The organism is Chryseobacterium sp. MMS23-Vi53 (assembly GCF_047651245.1).
Classification (GTDB): Bacteria; Bacteroidota; Bacteroidia; order Flavobacteriales; family Weeksellaceae; genus Chryseobacterium.
The window spans coordinates 2,564,404-2,582,940 of record NZ_CP180265.1 but is presented as its reverse complement, the minus strand read 5'-3'; the positions used below and the strand labels follow the sequence as shown (position 1 = coordinate 2,582,940).

19 protein-coding genes are annotated in these 18,537 nt (G+C 34.4%); 17 read left to right on the top strand and 2 right to left on the bottom strand.

Translation table 11 applies throughout. The features are described 5' to 3' along the window. The first annotated feature begins 8 nt into the window (after window positions 1-8). The 3 genes from ACKX2A_RS11455 to ACKX2A_RS11445 all read left to right on the top strand — a co-directional run bounded on the left by ACKX2A_RS11455 (window position 9) and on the right by ACKX2A_RS11445 (window position 2,672). Window positions 9-521, top strand: a complete 513-nt coding sequence (locus ACKX2A_RS11455) for a hypothetical protein (RefSeq protein WP_415324719.1) — start codon at window positions 9-11, stop codon at window positions 519-521. Between the two features lie 95 nt (window positions 522-616). After that, window positions 617-1,636 (top strand): hypothetical protein, encoded by a 1,020-nt coding sequence (locus tag ACKX2A_RS11450; protein WP_415324717.1) that lies wholly within the window; start codon window positions 617-619, stop codon window positions 1,634-1,636. A 28-nt stretch (window positions 1,637-1,664) separates the two neighbouring features. Next, a complete protein-coding gene (locus ACKX2A_RS11445; protein ID WP_415324715.1) occupies window positions 1,665-2,672 on the top strand; it encodes a hypothetical protein in 1,008 nt (335 codons plus the stop codon). A 48-nt stretch (window positions 2,673-2,720) separates the two neighbouring features. Here the strand turns inward: ACKX2A_RS11445 and ACKX2A_RS11440 are convergent, their stop codons facing one another. Continuing rightward, complete coding sequence (locus tag ACKX2A_RS11440) at window positions 2,721-5,009, bottom strand: GH92 family glycosyl hydrolase (protein ID WP_415324713.1); 2,289 nt, start codon at window positions 5,007-5,009, stop codon at window positions 2,721-2,723. Window positions 5,010-5,139: 130 nt separating this feature from the next. On the opposite strand from ACKX2A_RS11440, the gene ACKX2A_RS11435 reads away from it, so the two are divergent. Continuing rightward, entirely contained in the window at window positions 5,140-6,138 is a 999-nt protein-coding gene (locus tag ACKX2A_RS11435; RefSeq protein WP_415324711.1) for a glycine zipper family protein, read from the top strand. Window positions 6,139-6,216: 78 nt separating this feature from the next. Beyond that, window positions 6,217-8,013 carry a translation elongation factor 4 gene (gene lepA, locus ACKX2A_RS11430; RefSeq protein ID WP_415324709.1) on the top strand — a complete coding sequence of 599 codons (1,797 nt, stop codon included), beginning with the start codon at window positions 6,217-6,219 and terminating at the stop codon, window positions 8,011-8,013. A 65-nt stretch (window positions 8,014-8,078) separates the two neighbouring features. On the opposite strand, the gene ACKX2A_RS11425 is transcribed toward lepA, so the two are convergent. After that, entirely contained in the window at window positions 8,079-8,699 is a 621-nt protein-coding gene (locus tag ACKX2A_RS11425; protein ID WP_415324707.1) for a DUF1579 domain-containing protein, read from the bottom strand. A gap of 142 nt (window positions 8,700-8,841) precedes the next feature. On the opposite strand from ACKX2A_RS11425, the gene ACKX2A_RS11420 reads away from it, so the two are divergent. From ACKX2A_RS11420 to ACKX2A_RS11365, 12 genes are all read left to right on the top strand, one after another. Beyond that, entirely contained in the window at window positions 8,842-9,519 is a 678-nt protein-coding gene (locus tag ACKX2A_RS11420; protein ID WP_415329463.1) for an NrtR DNA-binding winged helix domain-containing protein, read from the top strand. A 237-nt stretch (window positions 9,520-9,756) separates the two neighbouring features. Continuing rightward, the gene (locus ACKX2A_RS11415; RefSeq protein WP_415324705.1) at window positions 9,757-10,299 is read left to right on the top strand and encodes an NADAR family protein; all 543 of its coding nucleotides are present in this window, start codon (window positions 9,757-9,759) and stop codon (window positions 10,297-10,299) included. A 125-nt stretch (window positions 10,300-10,424) separates the two neighbouring features. Continuing rightward, window positions 10,425-10,760, top strand: a complete 336-nt coding sequence (locus tag ACKX2A_RS11410; protein WP_415324704.1) for a hypothetical protein — start codon at window positions 10,425-10,427, stop codon at window positions 10,758-10,760. A gap of 3 nt (window positions 10,761-10,763) precedes the next feature. Beyond that, window positions 10,764-11,615: a hypothetical protein gene (locus ACKX2A_RS11405; RefSeq protein ID WP_415324702.1), complete on the top strand. Its 852-nt coding sequence runs from the start codon at window positions 10,764-10,766 to the stop codon at window positions 11,613-11,615. Between the two features lie 2 nt (window positions 11,616-11,617). Further along, the gene (locus tag ACKX2A_RS11400; protein WP_415324701.1) at window positions 11,618-12,688 is read left to right on the top strand and encodes an adenylosuccinate synthetase; all 1,071 of its coding nucleotides are present in this window, start codon (window positions 11,618-11,620) and stop codon (window positions 12,686-12,688) included. Window positions 12,689-12,823: 135 nt separating this feature from the next. Further along, a complete protein-coding gene (locus ACKX2A_RS11395) occupies window positions 12,824-14,053 on the top strand; it encodes a TIGR02452 family protein (protein ID WP_415324700.1) in 1,230 nt (409 codons plus the stop codon). Further along, complete coding sequence (locus tag ACKX2A_RS11390) at window positions 14,053-14,688, top strand: DUF4291 domain-containing protein (RefSeq protein WP_415324699.1); 636 nt, start codon at window positions 14,053-14,055, stop codon at window positions 14,686-14,688. The genes ACKX2A_RS11395 and ACKX2A_RS11390 overlap by 1 nt, the downstream gene beginning before the upstream one ends. Next, window positions 14,688-15,596, top strand: a complete 909-nt coding sequence (locus ACKX2A_RS11385; RefSeq protein WP_415324698.1) for an ADP-ribosylglycohydrolase family protein — start codon at window positions 14,688-14,690, stop codon at window positions 15,594-15,596. Before ACKX2A_RS11390 ends, ACKX2A_RS11385 begins: the two co-directional genes overlap by 1 nt. Further along, window positions 15,586-16,095, top strand: coding sequence for an O-acetyl-ADP-ribose deacetylase (locus tag ACKX2A_RS11380; protein WP_415324697.1), 510 nt, complete (start codon window positions 15,586-15,588; stop codon window positions 16,093-16,095). The genes ACKX2A_RS11385 and ACKX2A_RS11380 overlap by 11 nt, the downstream gene beginning before the upstream one ends. 131 nt (window positions 16,096-16,226) lie before the next feature. After that, window positions 16,227-16,913: an SIR2 family NAD-dependent protein deacylase gene (locus tag ACKX2A_RS11375; RefSeq protein ID WP_415324696.1), complete on the top strand. Its 687-nt coding sequence runs from the start codon at window positions 16,227-16,229 to the stop codon at window positions 16,911-16,913. Beyond that, on the top strand, window positions 16,913-17,854 hold the full coding sequence (locus ACKX2A_RS11370) for an ADP-ribosylglycohydrolase family protein (protein ID WP_415324694.1): 942 nt from the start codon (window positions 16,913-16,915) through the stop codon (window positions 17,852-17,854). Before ACKX2A_RS11375 ends, ACKX2A_RS11370 begins: the two co-directional genes overlap by 1 nt. Before the next feature lie 12 nt (window positions 17,855-17,866). Next, window positions 17,867-18,418 (top strand): RNA 2'-phosphotransferase, encoded by a 552-nt coding sequence (locus ACKX2A_RS11365; protein WP_415324692.1) that lies wholly within the window; start codon window positions 17,867-17,869, stop codon window positions 18,416-18,418. The last annotated feature ends 119 nt before the right edge of the window (window positions 18,419-18,537 follow it).

The following is an 18,537-nucleotide window of genomic DNA, read 5'->3' as shown; positions in this document are numbered from 1 at the left end:
TGAGAAAGATGAAAAAGATATTATTTACACTTTTAATTATTTACGGTTTTGGCTTAAATGCTCAAAAGACAGATTACGACTGGAAAAAAATGAACCCTAAACAAAGAAAAGAGGTAATAAACAGTCTTTCTCCTGAAGAAAGAAAAGCGCTTCTTACTAAATTTAGGAACAATATGGTTCTTGATAATCTGGACATAGATCCGAGTGATAAAACAGAATTTACACAGATCTATACAGAATATCTGGAAAGTCAGAAGCAGATAAAAAGCCAGTTTAATTCAAACTTTAATCCGGAAACTTTATCCGACGACGAAGCCAAAGCAAAGCTGCAACAAAGCTTTGAAGTAGGGCAGAAGCTATTGGATAACCGAAAAAAATATGCTGATAAAATGCAGCAAGTTATTCCTTGTCAAAAAGTATTGAAGTTATTCCAATCCGAGAAGATGATGAGAGATAAAATGGATGAAAGAATGCCTTCTCACGGAAACCAAAATACTCCGCGACAAAGACAAAACCCATAATAGTTTATTTTTTTAATGTTGGACGACTCTTGCAATTTATTTGTGAGAGTCGTTTAATTTTAAATTAATGCCTATTTTTGCGGAAAATTTAAATTATGAAAAAAATATTGCAGGTTATATTTTCATTTATAGCCATCATTTCAATTGCTCAAACTAAAGAGGCAATTAAATTTCGAGGAAATGTGACGAACTACAACCAAGACAATACATACAAATATCTTACAGTTATTGATCAAAGAGAAGATAAACAAATTGGAACTTTGCCTTTTGGAGATAAGAAAGAAATGCGCGAAGTTGTTTTCCCGACAACGCCTGCAAACGATTTTGGAAACTGGTATACTAAAGCCAATTATCAGGGAGGAAACTATGAGTTTGTTTTAATTTTAAAAAGATTAAAGCTATCCGTCGGAGAAACTGTTGATAAAAAAACAGATGGGAAAATGGATTTTTCGGCTCAAACGTTTTTAAAAGATGGAGATAAATACCATTTTTTATATAAAAAAGATACCGTTTTTGCTTTTAATAATAAAGAAGTTTCTGAATTGATGGTGAAAAATATTCCGACTATTTATTCAATTTTTATCAGAAAGTCTTACGATATTAAACCTACTGAAAAAGCTGTTTCTTTTGATGATTTGAAAGATTATGAAACGCTTACAAAAAATAACTACGAAGCTTTTAAAAATGACAATTTAAAAGACGGAATTTATCTGGATCATCACTCGTTTTTCAACCAAACTCCGGAGCAAGGAAATTATACTTTAGAAATTAATAATAAAGGAGATGTAACAAGGGCTGTAAAGGAAGAAAATGGCAAAAAGGATAAAATTTCTGCCAACAAAATGTACGCTTATGTAGATAAAGGAAAGGCTTATAAGAAGACATTTTCTGGTTTTTTTGAAATTCAAAAAGATGCAAAAGGGTATTTTATTTTAGCAAATAGAGGTTATCTTTTTCCCGTTCAGTCAAATAGCACATTTGGAATGTTTGGCTTAATTGGTGGTGTAGCCGGAGCTATTGAACAGGGTGCAAGACAGAATAAAATGAAAAAAGATGGTGTAGAAAATATTTATCTTGATCCTTTGACGGGAGAATATGATTTTTCTGAGGAATAATTAAAACTAAATGTTCAATATTTAAAACATGAAAAAAATATTATTGTTTTTGTTGTTTTCGGTTTCGTTGACCGCACAACAAACAGAATTGATAAAGCTTAATCAAAATATTAAAGACAAGTTTTCGCGTACAAAATCGCTTACTTTAATTGATAATCGAGCAGATAAAAGTTTAGGAACGGTATCCTATAAAGGGGAAACAGTTCAGATGAGGTTTACTAATGAAGATTTAAAAAACTATATTGAAACTTGGTTTGCCGGAGATAACAAAACAAGAGGAAATAATGATATTACCTTATTGTTGGAAGAGATTAAAATTGATGATTTTAAAAATACGGGTTTAGCTAAAGCAAAGATTAAAATAAGTAGTTTTATCAATAGAAACGGGAAATATTATTTTATTAATAGATACAATAGTACAGTAGATTTCAATTCGAAAATTACTCCGAATATTCCTAGAATGGTTTCCTCAACTATTGAAACTGTTTTCTCATCTTTAATTAATGATTCTTATTCTCATATCGCTTTTAGTACACCAATTCCCGAAGCTGAACTTAATAATTATGAATCTATTGTGAATAAGAATATCAAATTTCTGAATACAACTGAGCTTCCGAATGGAGTTTATAAAGATTTCAGATCATTATCTCTTCTAAAGCCGGAAGCCGGATATTATGTTGAGAAAAACAAAAAAGGGAAGGTAACAGGCGTAAAAAACAGTGAAAATCTTCTTGTATCTGGAGAGTATGTTTTTGCGTATATAGAAGATGGGAAAATTTTTCGATTAACACCCGTTGGCTTTCTGGAAATGCAAAAAAATGATAAGGGATATTTCGTATATTCTTCCAGGCTAGAGTTATTCCCTCCAAAAAACGCGAATAATGGAGCTATGATAGGTGCTATGACGGGAGGTCTGGTTGGGGCTCTTATTGGCGCTGCTATTGATTCTTCAGGCGGCGGTGGGAGAGATAAACCTAATAATTTATCAAATATTTATATCGATCAGCTTACTGGTGAATATACTTTTGAGAAATAAAATTTGATTTAATAAAGAAAAAGAGAGACCGTCCGTCTCTCTTTTTCTTTATTTTTTATCCGTAGAATAAGAATAAGGAAAATCTTTTTCATTCGTTCCTCGATTTTTATTCGGCTTATTTTCCATGTTAAATTGTAAGATTGCCCCCTTCATTAATTCTGAATGACTTAACCAGTTTTTAGAATAATTTTGACCGTTCATATTCATTGATTTTACATAGCGATTTTCGTCACTGTTGTTTTCTGCTTTAATCTCAATTGTTTTTCCGTTTTCTAAATGGATTTTAGCATTTTTAAACAAAGGCGCACCCAAAACATACTGATCCGTTGCCGGAGTTACAGGATAAAACCCCAATGCCGAGAAAATATACCAAGCAGAGGTTTGTCCGTTATCTTCATCACCACAATATCCGTCTGGCGTTGGCTGATACAGTCGATTCATCGTTTCACGAACCCAATATTGTGTTTTCCAGGGCTCTCCGGAATAGTTATATAAATAAATAATATGCTGTGCAGGCTGATTTCCATGAGCATACTGTCCCATATTTGCATTTACCATTTCCTGAATTTCATGGATCGTTGAACCATAATAAGAATTATCATAAATCGGAGGCAATTCAAAAACCTCATCCAATTTTTTTGAAAATTCTTTTCTTCCACCCATCAGTTTTGCCAATCCATCAATATCCTGAAAAACAGACCATGTATAATGCCACGAGTTTCCTTCTGTAAAAGCATCGCCCCATTTAAACGGATTAAAAGGAGCCTGAAAACTTCCGTCCTGATTTCTTCCGCGAGCCAATTTGGTTTCAGGATCAATCACTTTTTGGAAATTTTGGGAACGTTTGTAATATTCTCCCCATTCAGATTCTGGTTTCCCTAAAGCTTTTCCGAGTTGTGCAATCGCAAAATCATCATAAGCATATTCCAAAGTTCTCGCCGCATTTTCATTGATTTTTACATCGTAAGGAACGTAGCCCAATTTTTTATAATATTCAATTCCCAATCTTCCCGTTGCTTGTGGCCCTTCATTATTTGCGCCATGAAGCAGAGCCTGATACAATGTTTCAATATCATAACCTCTCAAACCCTTCATGTAAGCATCTGCAACAACGGAAGCCGAATTATTTCCGATCATAATATCAGAATACGACGGACTCGACCATTCCGGAAGCCAACCGCCTTCTTTATAATCATTAATCAATCCTTTCTGCATTTCAACATTAATGCTTGGGTAAACTAAATTCAGAAAAGGATAGAGCGCCCTGAACGTATCCCAAAAACCAGTTCCCGCAAAACGATACCCAGCTTCAGTTTTCCCTGAATACGGACTGTAATGAACAACTTCTCCCGCCTTGTTAATTTCATACATTTTATGCGGAAAACAAAGCATTCTGTACAAAGAAGAATAAAAAGTTCTCATTTGATCGATGGTTCCGCCCGCAACTTCAACTCTTTTTAATTTTTCATTCCAAGCCAGTTTTGCTTTCTTAAAAGTATCATCGAATGAATCTTTGTTGAGTTCTCTTTGTAAATTTAATTCTGCCTGTTCTAAACTAATGAAAGATGAAGCCACTTTTAAATTCACTTTTTCACCTTTTTTAGTCTTAAAACCAACCACAGCTCCACAATGATCTCCGGTAATCTCCAAAGCATCTTTTACAAAATCTTTATCTTTCCAGGTTGAATATTTCGTGAAAGGTTTATCGGCATAAATCACAAAATAATTTTTAAAGCCAACCAGTTTTCCTCTCGAATATCTTGTTGAATAACCCGTAATTTTGTTCTGAGAAGGAATAATGGTAATGCTTGAACCTTTATCAAAAGCATCGACCACGAACCAAGAATTTTCAGAATCTGGGTAAGTCAATCGAAATTGTGCAGCTCTTTCTGTAGGTGTAACTTCTGCCGTTACATTATGATCTGCCAAATAAACACTGTAATAATACGGTTTTGAAACCTCTGATTTATGGGAAAACCAACTCGCTCTTTCATCTTCATTAAAACGCATTTTCCCTGTTACGGGCATGATGGAAAACATTCCGTAATCGTTCATCCACGGTGAAGGTTGGTGTGTTTGCTTGATTCCACGAATCTTGTCCGCATCATAAGTATATTGCCATCCGTTTCCGTTTTTTCCGGTTTGTGGTGTCCACAAATTCATTCCGTGAGGAACGGCAACCGCAGGATATGTGTTTCCATTGGATAAATCTGGCTTTGATAGCGAACCAATTAACGGATTCACAAATTCTTCCGGATTTTGAACTGCATTTTCAATCCACTGCGACCGAAATTGTGTAAATGGAATAATGAAAAGGAGTAAAAGAACTTTTTTCATGATTTAAAATAAGTTTTGGCTTTCTATAAAGATTTTAAATCTGAAAAGTTAAAAATTTTATTGGAAATGAGAATGAGTATTTATCATAATAATTAGAAGTTATTCTTAGTTTTGTAAAAAATGAAAAACCATGAAGAAAACCTTGCAAATTGTATTTCTATCTTTATCAATACTCATCTTTTCCCAAAGAACTGAAACGATTGAAATTGGCAAAATAAAGGACAAAAGCGGAATGACAAGATCGCTGACAGTCATTGATAACAGAACTTCAAAAGAATTAGGAACTGTTACCGCAAAAGGAGAAACTTATCAATTTGCATTTCCGAAAACGCCAAAATATGCAATAGAAACAGCATTTACGGAATCGAATAAAGACTCAGGAAAAAATGATATTGTTTTGTTGATTCAGGAATTAAATTTTTTCAATGATGATAAGTCTCCTGAAACGGCCAAAGCGAAAATAAGTATTGCCACGTTCTTTAAAAGAAATGATAAATATTTTTTTATCAACAGAACAGATGGCGTCATTTCGGCAACTCAAATAGAAGGGGTAAATGTTGCCAATACAATTACCAGCAAAATTTCAAATCTTTTTAAACAATTGATTTTGAACTCTTACAGTAGTATTGCCGTTGGTATACCAATTAATGAAGACTCAATTGCAAATTATGAAACGATTATTAAAAATACTTATCCTCTTTATAAAACAGAAAGCTTGTCATCTGGAGTTTATTTGAGTTTTAAGTCATTTGTTCAGCAGAAACCTACACCTGCGACCTATCACAGAGATAAAGACGGAGATATTAAAGGTGTAAATGATGGAACTTACAACATTAAAATCGGAGATATTTATTGTATTGTTGAGGATAATAAAATTTTTAAAGCCATCCCAATCGGTTATAAAGAAGTTTTTAAAGATGAGAAAGGATGGTATATTGATGCCATTCCGGCAGATTTGTTTTCACAGAATTTAAATGGAGCCATGCTGGGAGGAATGACAGGAGGAATGGTTGGCGCATTAATTGGCGCAGCAGCAGATAGTGGAAAGAAAAATGCTAATTTTACAAGTAAAGTTAAAACACATATTTATTTAGACCCATTAACTGGAGAATACGTTTTTAAAGATTAAATTTAATTTCGCTCTATAAAATTAAGGTTGAGGAAATATGCTGCAATTTGTTATCTTTGCAAATTACAAGGTTCTTAAATGAAAAACATACGAAATTTTTGCATAATCGCTCATATTGACCACGGTAAAAGTACTTTGGCGGATCGTCTTTTGGAGTATACCAATACGGTGACTCAAAGAGAATTACAGTCTCAGACGCTGGATGATATGGATTTGGAGAAAGAACGTGGGATTACAATCAAGTCTCATGCGATCCAGATGGATTATGAATATAAAGGAGAAAAATATATTTTAAATCTAATTGATACACCAGGACACGTAGATTTTTCTTACGAAGTTTCCCGTTCAATTGCCGCTTGTGAGGGTGCGCTTCTTATTGTAGATGCTGCGCAAAGTATTCAGGCACAAACAATTAGTAATTTATATTTAGCATTGGAAAATGATTTAACAATTATTCCGATCTTAAATAAAATTGACCTTCCTTCTGCAAATCCTGAAGAAGTAACCGACGAGATCATGAATTTGATCGGTTGCGAATATGAAGATGTTTTAAGAGTTTCAGGAAAAACAGGAGAAGGAGTTCATCATTTGTTGGAGCAAATTGTAGAGAGAATTCCAGCTCCGGTAGGAGATCCTGACGCACCGCTTCAAGCTTTGATTTTTGACTCGGTTTACAACCCGTTCAGAGGAATTGAGGCCTATTTCAAAGTAGTAAACGGAAGTATTTCTAAAAATGAAAAAGTAAAATTCTTCGCTACAGGAAAGGAATACGGAGCTGATGAAGTTGGAACATTAAAACTGAAGCAGGTGCCAAAAAAAACGATCCAATGTGGAGACGTAGGATATCTGATTTCCGGAATTAAAGATGCAAGAGAAGTAAAAGTTGGAGATACGATCACAACTTTTGAAAATCCTGCAGCAGGACCAATTGAAGGTTTTGAGGAAGTAAAGCCAATGGTTTTTGCCGGGATTTATCCAATTGATTCTGAGGATTTTGAAGAATTAAGATTCTCTCTTGAAAAATTAAGATTAAATGACGCCTCTTTAGTTTTCGAACCGGAAAGTTCGGCAGCTCTTGGTTTCGGCTTCCGTTGTGGCTTCTTAGGAATGCTTCACATGGAAATCGTTCAGGAAAGATTGGACAGAGAGTTTAATATGAACGTTATCACGACGGTACCGAACGTATCTTATTTTGGTTATACTAAAAAAGAACCAGAAGTTCCGATCCTGATCAATAACCCATCTGAAATGATGGATCCATCGACAATGGACAGAGTAGAAGAACCTTTCATCAAGGCTTCTATCATTACAAAATCTGATTTTGTGGGTGCTGTAATGACGCTTTGTATCGAGAAAAGAGGAGAGATTGTTAATCAAAGTTATTTAACATCGGAAAGAGTTGAATTAATCTTCAATATGCCTTTGGCTGAGGTTGTTTTTGACTTCTATGACCGATTAAAATCTATTTCTAAAGGTTACGCATCATTCGACTATCATCCAATCGGATTCAGAGCTTCTAAATTGGTAAAAATGGACATACTGATTAATGGAGATATGGTAGATGCATTGTCTTCATTGATTCACGATTCTAATGCGTATCACATTGGTAAAAAGATGTGTGAAAAACTTCGCGAGCTAATCCCGAGACAGCAGTTTGATATTGCAGTTCAGGCAGCTTTAGGTACGAAAGTTATTGCAAGAGAAACCATTAAGGCTTTAAGAAAAGACGTTACCGCAAAATGTTACGGAGGGGATATTTCCAGAAAGCGTAAGCTTTTGGAGAAGCAGAAGGAAGGTAAAAAGAAAATGAAGCAGATCGGTAGAGTAGAAGTACCGCAGTCGGCATTTATGGCTGTTTTAAAGCTGAATGATTAAGTAAACGCCAAGTAAAAGGCAAAAGATAAAAGCAAAATCCGCAGAAATGTCTGCGGATTTTTTATTTATTTATTACGAGTGAATTTTATTTCCATCGTTTTAAACTCTTTTCCCGTTTTAGAATCTGGTCCATACATTTCCAGTTTCTGCGTATTGTCATCCACGAAAGTAAAGACTTCTCTTATATCGCAATCTCTTCCGGGTCTTGCAGGATCCGTCATTTTTCCTTTAAATTCTATTGATTTTGATGAAGCATTCCATTCACCTTCCATATTCATAATTCCTGTTCCCATATTGTCTATCCAGTTGCTTACAAACTTCTTTTTGGCATTGTCGTAACCTGTAATGCTCATTCCTTCGAAAGGCATTCCCATAAAATTTCCTTTGTGTTCGCTAACCTGATAACGTCCGTCAAAAATCATTTTATTGCTTACTTCAGAAGTGCTTGTCATTGGCTTTCCACCGTTTTCCATCCACATTGTGTTGGCTCCACTCCAGGCTCCGTCAGATTTTGCCAGCATTTTATGCATCTCACCCGGAGTTGCAAAATCCATCCATGCTTTGGTTGCGGTTGCAGAGTCTACAGGTTTCCATTCCTCTGATTTTGTGGTTTTCACATCCATTTTCACCTTATCACAAGCCAAAAACAAAAATGATGTGCAAACTGCTAATAATAAATTTTTCATAATCGTTTAGTTTTAAGTTGATTATAAATGTAATGAAATTTTTAAAGCAAATTTTTTTAATTTTAAATTTGATATTGCTCAATTTAAAGTGTAAATTTGTGTATTCACAACGCAAATCAATACAATGGAGAATCAAAAAAAAATACAGGATATAAAAGTTGCTGTAGACGCAGTTATTTTCGGATATTTTGATAAAAAAGATCTTCAGCTTCTGTTGATTAAAAGAAATATTGAGCCTTTTAAAGGAGGTTGGGCGCTTCCTGGCGGATTGGTTTTAGATGATGAAAATCTGGATGATGCGGTGAAAAGAGAACTTTACGAAGAAGCAGGTATAAAGCCCGATTTTTTGGAACAGCTCTATACTTTTGGCAACGTAGGTCGCGATCCTAGAAACAGAGTCGTTTCGATAGCTTACTTGGGTTTGGTGAATCCTTCTTATCATGAACTCTTTGCCGATTCGGACGCGGATGATGCGCAATGGTTTGGTATTAAAAACCTTCCAAAGCTCGCTTTCGATCATCAGAATATTATTGATATTGCATTAAAAAGACTTCGAACAAAACTTCAGTATCAACCAATCGGTTTTAATCTTTTGAATGAAGAATTTGCTTTTTCTGATCTTGAAAATTTATATAAAACCATTATTGGAAAGGAAATCGACCGTAGAAATTTCCGAAAAAAGATAATGAGCTATGGATTATTGAATGAAACGAATAATCTTAAAAAAGAAGGCAGCGGCAGACCTGGCAAATTATTTACTTTCAATCAGGATAAATATAAAGAGCTTGAAGAACAGGGTTTTTATTTTGAGATTAAATAGTTTTTCTGCCACTAATTCACGAATTTTTATCTTTAAACCTACTTGATAACTTTTAAATCAAAAATAATTAACAAAATTATTCGTGCATTCGTGGCAATTCTTTAGTACAACGGATTATCTTTAAAATATTTTTAATACTGAAAATCAAACAATTAAATTGTTTAGCGTAAAATTAACACAAATAAATTTGGAAGATAAAATCATAATCTTTTACATTTGTGTAATAATAACGCAATTATGAAATACACATTAAGTAATACGATTGAAAAATATCAGAGAAAAGAAAAGCTGGAATTTCTGTTCTTCTGGGGACATACGATGAAAGATGAAATTACAAAAGCATGTTTCAGCCAATGGTTTCCTTTAGAATTTCAGGAAAACGGAATCAGATATAAAACTGCTGAACATTATATGATGGCAGGAAAAGCTAAATTATTTAATGACCATGAAATTTTAGAAAGAATTTTAAAAGCAGAAATGCCAAACGAAGCTAAAAGTTTAGGAAGAAAAATTAAAAATTTTGATCCTAAAATCTGGGATGAACATAAATATGAAATTGTAAAACAAGGAAACCTGTTAAAGTTTTCTCAAAATGAAGAGTTTAAACAATTTTTACTTTCAACAAACGGTAAAATTATAGTAGAAGCGAGTCCTTATGATACAATTTGGGGAATCGGAATGTTAGAAACAGATCCAAAAGCAGAAAATCCATTACAATGGAATGGTGAAAATTTATTGGGATTTGCTTTGATGAAAGTTAGAGATGAAATAAGAAGGTAAAAACAGAATAACCAAACACAAAATATTAATATAAAAATGCTAATTAAAATAATAATTCGAAAAGAATTAAGGCAAAACCATGCAGTTTTTAATTAGCGTAAAACAAACACAAAATAAAATGAATTATGGAAGAAGACTTAAAACCCAGATTCATCGAATCATTACAGAGAAATAATGACCAGATCAGAGAAGACCGTGCCCGAATTATCGGAGAAGATGCAGAGCTGATTTACAGACGAAGAGTTGAAGATATCGAACTGAAAATCAAAAGACTGGAAAGAGAACAAGAAGGTTTAATCGACATCAGCCCATTAGACAAAAACAGTTTGACATTCGCTGATTTTCAGCCGGAAGCATTCGTTCAGAAAGACATAGAATTATCATTAATCATCAGAAATTTAAATATTCAATTGGAATTAACAAGAACAAGATTCGAATATTTATTTGGCAAAAAATTTTAAGTTATGGGAGGTACAAGATACGACATGGACGCTCGTTTTGACAGAGCAAAGAAAGCAGGATATGCATCAAAATCTGCGAGTGAAATTTTCACGCAGAATGCAAAAAGAAAAGCGCATGAATCGATGAATCCACACGGTATTTCTTTCAGAGAATCAAGAGATTCTGAGGTTCATCCGAATTCGGTTCCCATTATTTTAGGACTGGACGTAACGGGAAGTATGGGACATATTCCTTATGATTTGATCCAAGAAGGTCTTCCAAAACTGATGGGCGGAATTATCCAGGGTGGCGTTCCCAATCCGGCGCTTTTATTCTTAGGAATCGGAGATCATGAATGTGATGGTTATCCCTTACAAGTTGGTCAATTTGAATCGGGTGATGAAGAGCTTGATATGTGGTTAATAAGAACTTATATCGAGTCCGGAGGTGGAGGAAATGCAGGAGAAAGTTATTTATTGGCTTGGTATTTTGCGGCTTTTCACACAAGAACAGATGCTTTTGAAAAGAGAAACCAGAAAGGATTGTTATTCACTATTGGTGATGAACCTTGCCTGAAAACACTTCCTGCTTCTGCAATCAGAGAGATTATGGGAACAGGTCAGCAAACTTTCAAACACACGGAATTATTGGCTGAAGCTCAGAAAAAATATGAGGTTTTTCACATCAGCGTTCTGCATTCCGGACAAGCGGTAAATGCAGATAAAGGATGGAAAGATTTGCTGGGACAAAACTGTTTGTCTATCGAAGATTACAGAGATGTTCCGAAAGTGATCAAAGATGTGGTTTGCAGTAAATTTAAAGATAATTTTACTACAACGGATTTAAAAGGATTAGATAATATTCAAATGTATTAAAAATGAAAACAGCACAAATAATTATAGGCTTAGGATTTGGGGACGAAGGCAAAGGCATTACCACCGATTTTCTGGCTCAGCAACATCCTGAGTCTGTAGTTATTCGGTTTTCTGGAGGTCAACAGGCGGCGCATACGGTTATGATTGATGATAAAAAGCACATTCATTCCAGCTTTGCGAGTGGCGCGCTGCGTGGTTTGCCTTCGTATTTTACGGAACATTGTACGGTTCATCCAACGTTTTTATTCAATGAAAGGGAAGAGCTAATACAAAAAAATGGAAATGTTGAATTGACGATCCATCCGTTAGCAAAAGTAACAACACCTTTTGATGTTTTATACAACAGAAAGAATGTCAAAAACTTAGAACACGGAACTTGCGGAAAAGGAGTGGGAGCAACGATGAAAAGAAATGAAAGTCCGTTTAAATTATTTGCTGTTGATTTAATCGCTCCAAGAGTAATGCTGATTGAAAAATTAAAAGGAATTGCCCATTATTATGGTTTTGAAGAAGATGAAGAAATTACAAATGCATTGCAGGATTTTTTAGAAGCGATTGATAAAATAGATTGGAAAATAGAAGGGTATGAATACTTAAAATCATTTAATCATCTTATTTTTGAAGGAAGCCAAGGAATTTTACTGGACATGGATCATGGGGTTTTTCCAAATGTGACTTACGCAAATACGACTTCTAAAAATGCTTATCAGGTTTGTAAACTGCTTAATATTGAAGATATTGAAATGTTTTATGTGACCAGAAGTTACTCAACCCGTCATGGAAATGGATGGATGAGCAATGAAAAATCATTAAACCTGAAAAATAATGAGCAAGAAACCTGTACTTTTAATGAATACCAAAAGGATCTGCGTTTCGGAGATTTGGATTATGATTTGTTGAATTATGCCTTGAAACTGGATAAAGCTTATGTTGTTGCTCAAAAGAAAAATCTGGTAATAACTTGCTTAGATCAATTGGATAAAACATTTAAAATAGAAAATCTAAAGGTGAGATTTAATCAGGCTTTTGGATCTTATTCGCCTTATTCAAAGAATTTTAAAAGAATTGATTGAAATCTAACATAATGAAAAACTCTTTGTGATCTTAGTTAAGTGAAACGCCTTTGCGAACTTAAAATATACATCGAGAGATAAAACGAAATCTTTGCGGCCTCTGCGTTAAAAAAATTAAAAATAAAAAAGCACACCATGAAAACAAAAACATTATACAGACCCGTCGGAGAAAAAGAAATGCTTTTAATTATCGAAAGCAATTTCAAAAAATTCCCTCCAAGACTCGAATGGCAACCTATTTTCTATCCCGTTTTAGATGAAGGTTACGCTTCCGAAATTGCAGAAAAATGGAATACAAGAGATGAAGCCGGAAATTATCTGGGATTTGTAACAGAATTTGAAGTATTAGAAGAAATTGTCAATAAATATCCTGCACAAAATGTCGGAGCCAAAAATCACAATGAACTGTGGGTTCCTTCGGAAGAATTGAATACTTTTAATCAGGCAATTGTAGGAAATATTAAAGTGACAAAAGTATTTATGGGAAAAGATTTTAAAGAACCAGCAAATGCTCATGTAGAAAATTTACTAATAGACATAAAAAAACTAACGATGACCAATAAAGGAATGGCAAAAGATACTTTGGATATCCTTGCCAAGAAATATTATATAAACGAACACAACGAAAAAATAAATATAGAAAACGAATTGGAAGTTTCCACGAAAGGGACATTTTTGTTCTATCCCGATGAACTTTCAGAATTGGCAAATAACGAACTTCCTGAAACCCATTTTGAAACGCAGTTTGAAGTCTGCAGATGCAGTTCTTTAAAAGCAATTTTACAATTAGCCGAAGAAGAAAATCAGGAAAAAATCATGTGTCTGAATTTCGCATCAGCAAAAAATCCTGGAGGCGGTTTTATCAACGGAGCCGAAGCTCAGGAAGAAAGTCTGGCGAGAACTTCAGGATTGCACGAAAGTCTGCTTCAAGGTTGGGATTATTACAAAATTCACCGCGAAATGGAATCTTGTTTCTACACCGACATGATGATTTACAGCCCGAAAGTTCCGGTTTTCAGAAAGGATAAAGGCGAATTGTTGCCGAAACCTGTTTTGTGTAATTTCATCACTTCTCCGGCGGTGAATGCAGGAGTTGTCAAACGACAGGAACCGGAAAGAGCTCACGAAATTTTCGGGGCGATGGATGTAAGAACAGATAAAATGTTGGCTTTGGCTTTACATCAGGGAAATGAAACCTTGATCTTGGGAGCTTGGGGATGCGGTGTTTTTAAAAATGATCCGAAAGAAATTGCTGAATTATTTAAAAAACATCTTCACGGAAAGTATAAAAATAAATTTAAAAGAGTGGTTTTTGCGATTCTCTCGAAGAAGGAGGAAATGATAAAGCCGTTTGAAGAAGTATAATGGAACTTAAATTTAAAAAATATAAAGAACAACTGCAAGATTGGCCTGAAAAAGGGTATCACATCATGGCTCAATATAATGATGAAAAAATCATCGTTTATCAGTCATATCGAAAAGAGATTGGTGAATTTGCAGTTAAAAATCAATATTTTGGTGGAGCATTCAGCTTAGAAAGAATGACTTGGATAAAACCGAATTTTCTTTGGATGATGTATCGAAACGGATGGGGAACAAAGGAAGGTCAGGAATATGTTTTGGCGATTCATTTAAAAATGAATGCTTTCAAAAAATATCTTGAAAATGCAGTTTATTCAACTTATAATGACAGATTGGGAGTTTCCAGAGAAGAATGGCAAAATCAGGTAAAAGAATCTTCTGTGAGATTACAGTGGGATCCGGATCATGATCCTTTTGGCGGAAAATTGGAAAGAAGAGCTATTCAGATTGGTTTGAGAAATGAATTTACCCGTTCTTTTGCTAAAGAGGATATTCTTTTGATTGAAAATATTTCAGATTTTGTGAAAGAGCAACACCAATTTGTTTTGAATGATGATTTGGATAATTTAATTCTTCCTGAAGAAAAACCGTTGTTGTTTGATGATGAAGAATTAAATATAAAATTAAGGTTAATATAATGAAAGATAAACTCTTACTCGCTTCAAAGTCTCTAACGGGAATCTCTATCGGAGATGCTTTTGGAGAAAGTTTTTTCGGGGAAGAAAGTTTGATGAAATCTTATATTCATCAGAGAATTATTCCTGAAAGTTCTTTAGATTTTACAGATGATACGATTATGGCGATTGCTGTTTACAAATCTTTAGAAAAATTTAGTGAAATCAATCAGTATTTTTTAGCAGAAGAGTTTACCAAAAACTATTATTTAGATATCAACAGAGGTTACGGACCTTCGATGCATCAATATTTTAGAGCAATAAAAAGTGGAGAAAATTGGAAAGAAGTTTCTTATTCAAAATTTGAAGGACAAGGCTCAATGGGAAATGGAGGAGCAATGAGAGCTTCGATAATCGGAGCCTATTTTTATGCTGATTTAGAAAAACTTAAATTGAGTGCAGACCTTTCCTGCGAAGTTACTCATGCCAACAGAGAGGCGATTGAAGGAACGAAAGCCATTGCGTTGGCGGCAGCTTTTGCAGTTCAGGAAAAATTGGGAATAATAAAATTAGATCAGCAGGCTTTTATTCAAAAAATTCAGGATGAATTAAATGATTCTGATATGAAAAGCAAGTTGAACAAAGCTTTATATTTAGATGGAAATCCAAGCATTGAATTATTAGTTAAAACCTTAGGAAACGGAATCAAGATGACCGCTCAGGACACCGTTCCGATTGTAATCTGGATGCTTTCGAGATACAGAAACAATTTTGAAGAATGCCTTTGGAATCCCGTTTCAGCTTTGGGTGACAGAGATACAACTTGTGCGATGGCCGGAGGAGTTAGTATTTTATGTTGCAATGAAAATACAATTCCATCTTGGATTAAAAATGTTGAAAACTGGAGAAAAAGCCAATTTTATGAAAATTGAATTAATAAAAGGTGACATCACCAAAATACAAGCGGACGCAATCGTTAATGCAGCGAATTCATCATTATTAGGTGGCGGCGGAGTCGATGGAGCAATTCATCGTGCGGGAGGAAAACAAATCTTGGATGAATGCATTGAAATCAGAAATCGACAAGGAAAATGTAAAACCGGCGAAGCGGTGGTAACGACCGCAGGAAATCTTCCTGCAAAATATGTGATTCACACAGTTGGTCCGGTTTGGAATGATAATGAAGAAAAAGGATCAAAATTATTGGCAAATTGTTATAAAAACTCACTGAAATTGGCTGAAAGTTTAGACATTAAAACAATTGCTTTCCCAAATATCAGTACAGGAGTTTATAGATTTCCAAAAGAATTGGCAGGAAAAATTGCTGTTGATGAGGTTAAAAATTTCAAATCAGGCATCGTAGAAAAAGTTATTTTCGTCTGTTTTGATGATGAAAATGAAGAGATTTATAAAAAATTATTAGAAGAATAAATTAACACTTATTCGCTGAGTGAAATCGAAGATTCGACGTAGTCAAAAGCCTTTGCGAACGAAAATCTGCAAGACAATTTTAAAATAAAATCTTTGCGAGCTTAGCGTTTAAAAACTAAAACAAAAAACAAATGAAAAAACTAACCATATTAACCGGCGCCGGAATCAGTGCCGAAAGCGGAATAAAAACTTTCAGGGACGGAGACGGTCTTTGGGAAAATCATAATATAACGGATGTAGCAAGTCCGGAAGGATGGCGAAAAGACAGATCTTTGGTTTTGGAATTTTACAATCAGAGACGCCGCCAGCTTCATGAAGTGGAACCGAATGATGCGCACAGATTATTGGCAGAACTGGAAAAACATTTCGAGGTTCAGATTATCACACAAAACATTGACGATTTGCACGAAAGAGCAGGTTCTACACATATTTTGCATTTGCACGGAGAATTATTCAAATCATGTTCCTGCAACAATAAAAATCTGATTTACGAACAAAAAGACGATATCAACATTGGCGATAAAGCAGAAGACGGTGCTCAATTACGACCTTTCATCGTTTGGTTCGGAGAAGATGTTCCATTAATGAAAGAAGCGACGAAAAAAGCAAAAGAAGCGGATATTTTATTGGTAATCGGAACATCTCTGCAGGTTTATCCTGCTGCGGGATTACTTCATGATATCAAGGATGATTGTCTTTTAATTGTAATCAATCCCAACGAAACAGGTTTGGGATACGGACAAAGAGCTGTTGTCATGAAAGAAATCGCAACCAAAGGAATGAAATTATTGTACGATAAATTGTTAAATCTTGCCTAATGGAAAACGCAATAAAATCAGGAATCTTCGGAGTTTGTATCGGTGATGCGTTGGGCGTTCCGGTAGAATTTAAAACTCGAGAATTATTGAAAAGTTTTCCTGTTGAAAATATGCGGGAATTTGGTTCGTGGAATCAACCTAAAGGAACCTGGAGCGACGATAGTTCATTAACGCTTTGTATTGCAGAACAATTAACTAAAGCATATGATTTGGAAAAGATTGGAGAAAGCTTTGTGAAATGGGTGAAATATGGACATTGGACAGCTCATGGAAGACTTTTCGATATTGGCGGAACAACAAGGCATTCCATTGCAAGATTAATTAAAGGGGAAAGCGCCAGATTTTCAGGAAATATTTTTGAAGAAGACAATGGGAACGGTTCTTTGATGAGAACTCTTCCCTTGGCTTTTTATCTTAAAGATGAAGAAAATATTGAGAAATTATATAAAACCGTAAAAGAAGTTTCATCGATTACTCACGGACATTTCCGTTCAGTTTTTGCATGTTTTATCTATGTGATTTTTGCCATTGAATTAATTAAAGGAAAAGATAAAGAAGCAGCTTATCTGCATACTCAAAAAACAGCTTTGGAATTTGCAGAAATTCAGGGTTTTAACTCCAAAGAAATTCAGCTTTTTGATAGGGTTTTAAAGAATGATATTTCAAAATATGATGAAGATACAATTAGTTCCGGAGGATATGTTCTCCACAGCTTAGAAGCCTCATTATGGTGTTTTCTAAATTCTGCAAGTTATTCGGAAGCTGTTTTAAAAGCCGTCAATTTAGGAGAAGATACTGATACAACGGGAGCCATTACAGGAGGAATTGCCGGAATTTATTATGGTTTTGAAAGTATTCCTGAGGAATGGATTAAGGTATTGGCGAGAAAAAATGACATTGAAAACTTATGCATTAAATTAGAAACTCAATTAATGAAATAAATTAAATTAACCATGAACGAACAAAGAAAGAAAAAAATAAGCAAATTTATCAGCTTAGTTCTAAGACATAAACCCGAAATCATCAATTTAAATTTAGATGAAAACGGCTGGACAAGCGTGGATGAATTAATCACAAAATCAAAAAGAGATTCCTACGAGGGCTTTACCTTCGAAGAACTCGAAGAAATGGTGGAAACCAATGATAAAAAACGTTTCATATTTAATGAAGATAAAACCAGAATCAGAGCCAATCAAGGACATTCTATTGATATTGATTTAGCATTGAAGCCACAGCAACCACCCGAATTTCTGTATCACGGAACGGCTGAAAGAAATAGGGATTCTATTTTAGAAAAAGGAATTGAAAAAAGAAACCGGCAACATGTTCATCTCAGTCAGGACAAAGAAACCGCAACCAAAGTCGGAATGCGCCACGGAAAACCTCTTATTTTGATTATTAAAACAAAAGAGATGTTTAATGATGGAATTGAGTTTTATCTTTCCGAAAATAATGTCTGGCTGACGGATTTTGTGGATACTAAATATATTTATAATAAAGATTAATTGAAAAAAATTAGTACAATAAAAAAAAATTATTTTCATATTGAATATTTCATATATTAGTGTAATAATATCGAGGTATCCGAAAAGCGTATAGAGTAGGAAAATCAAACAAAATCATT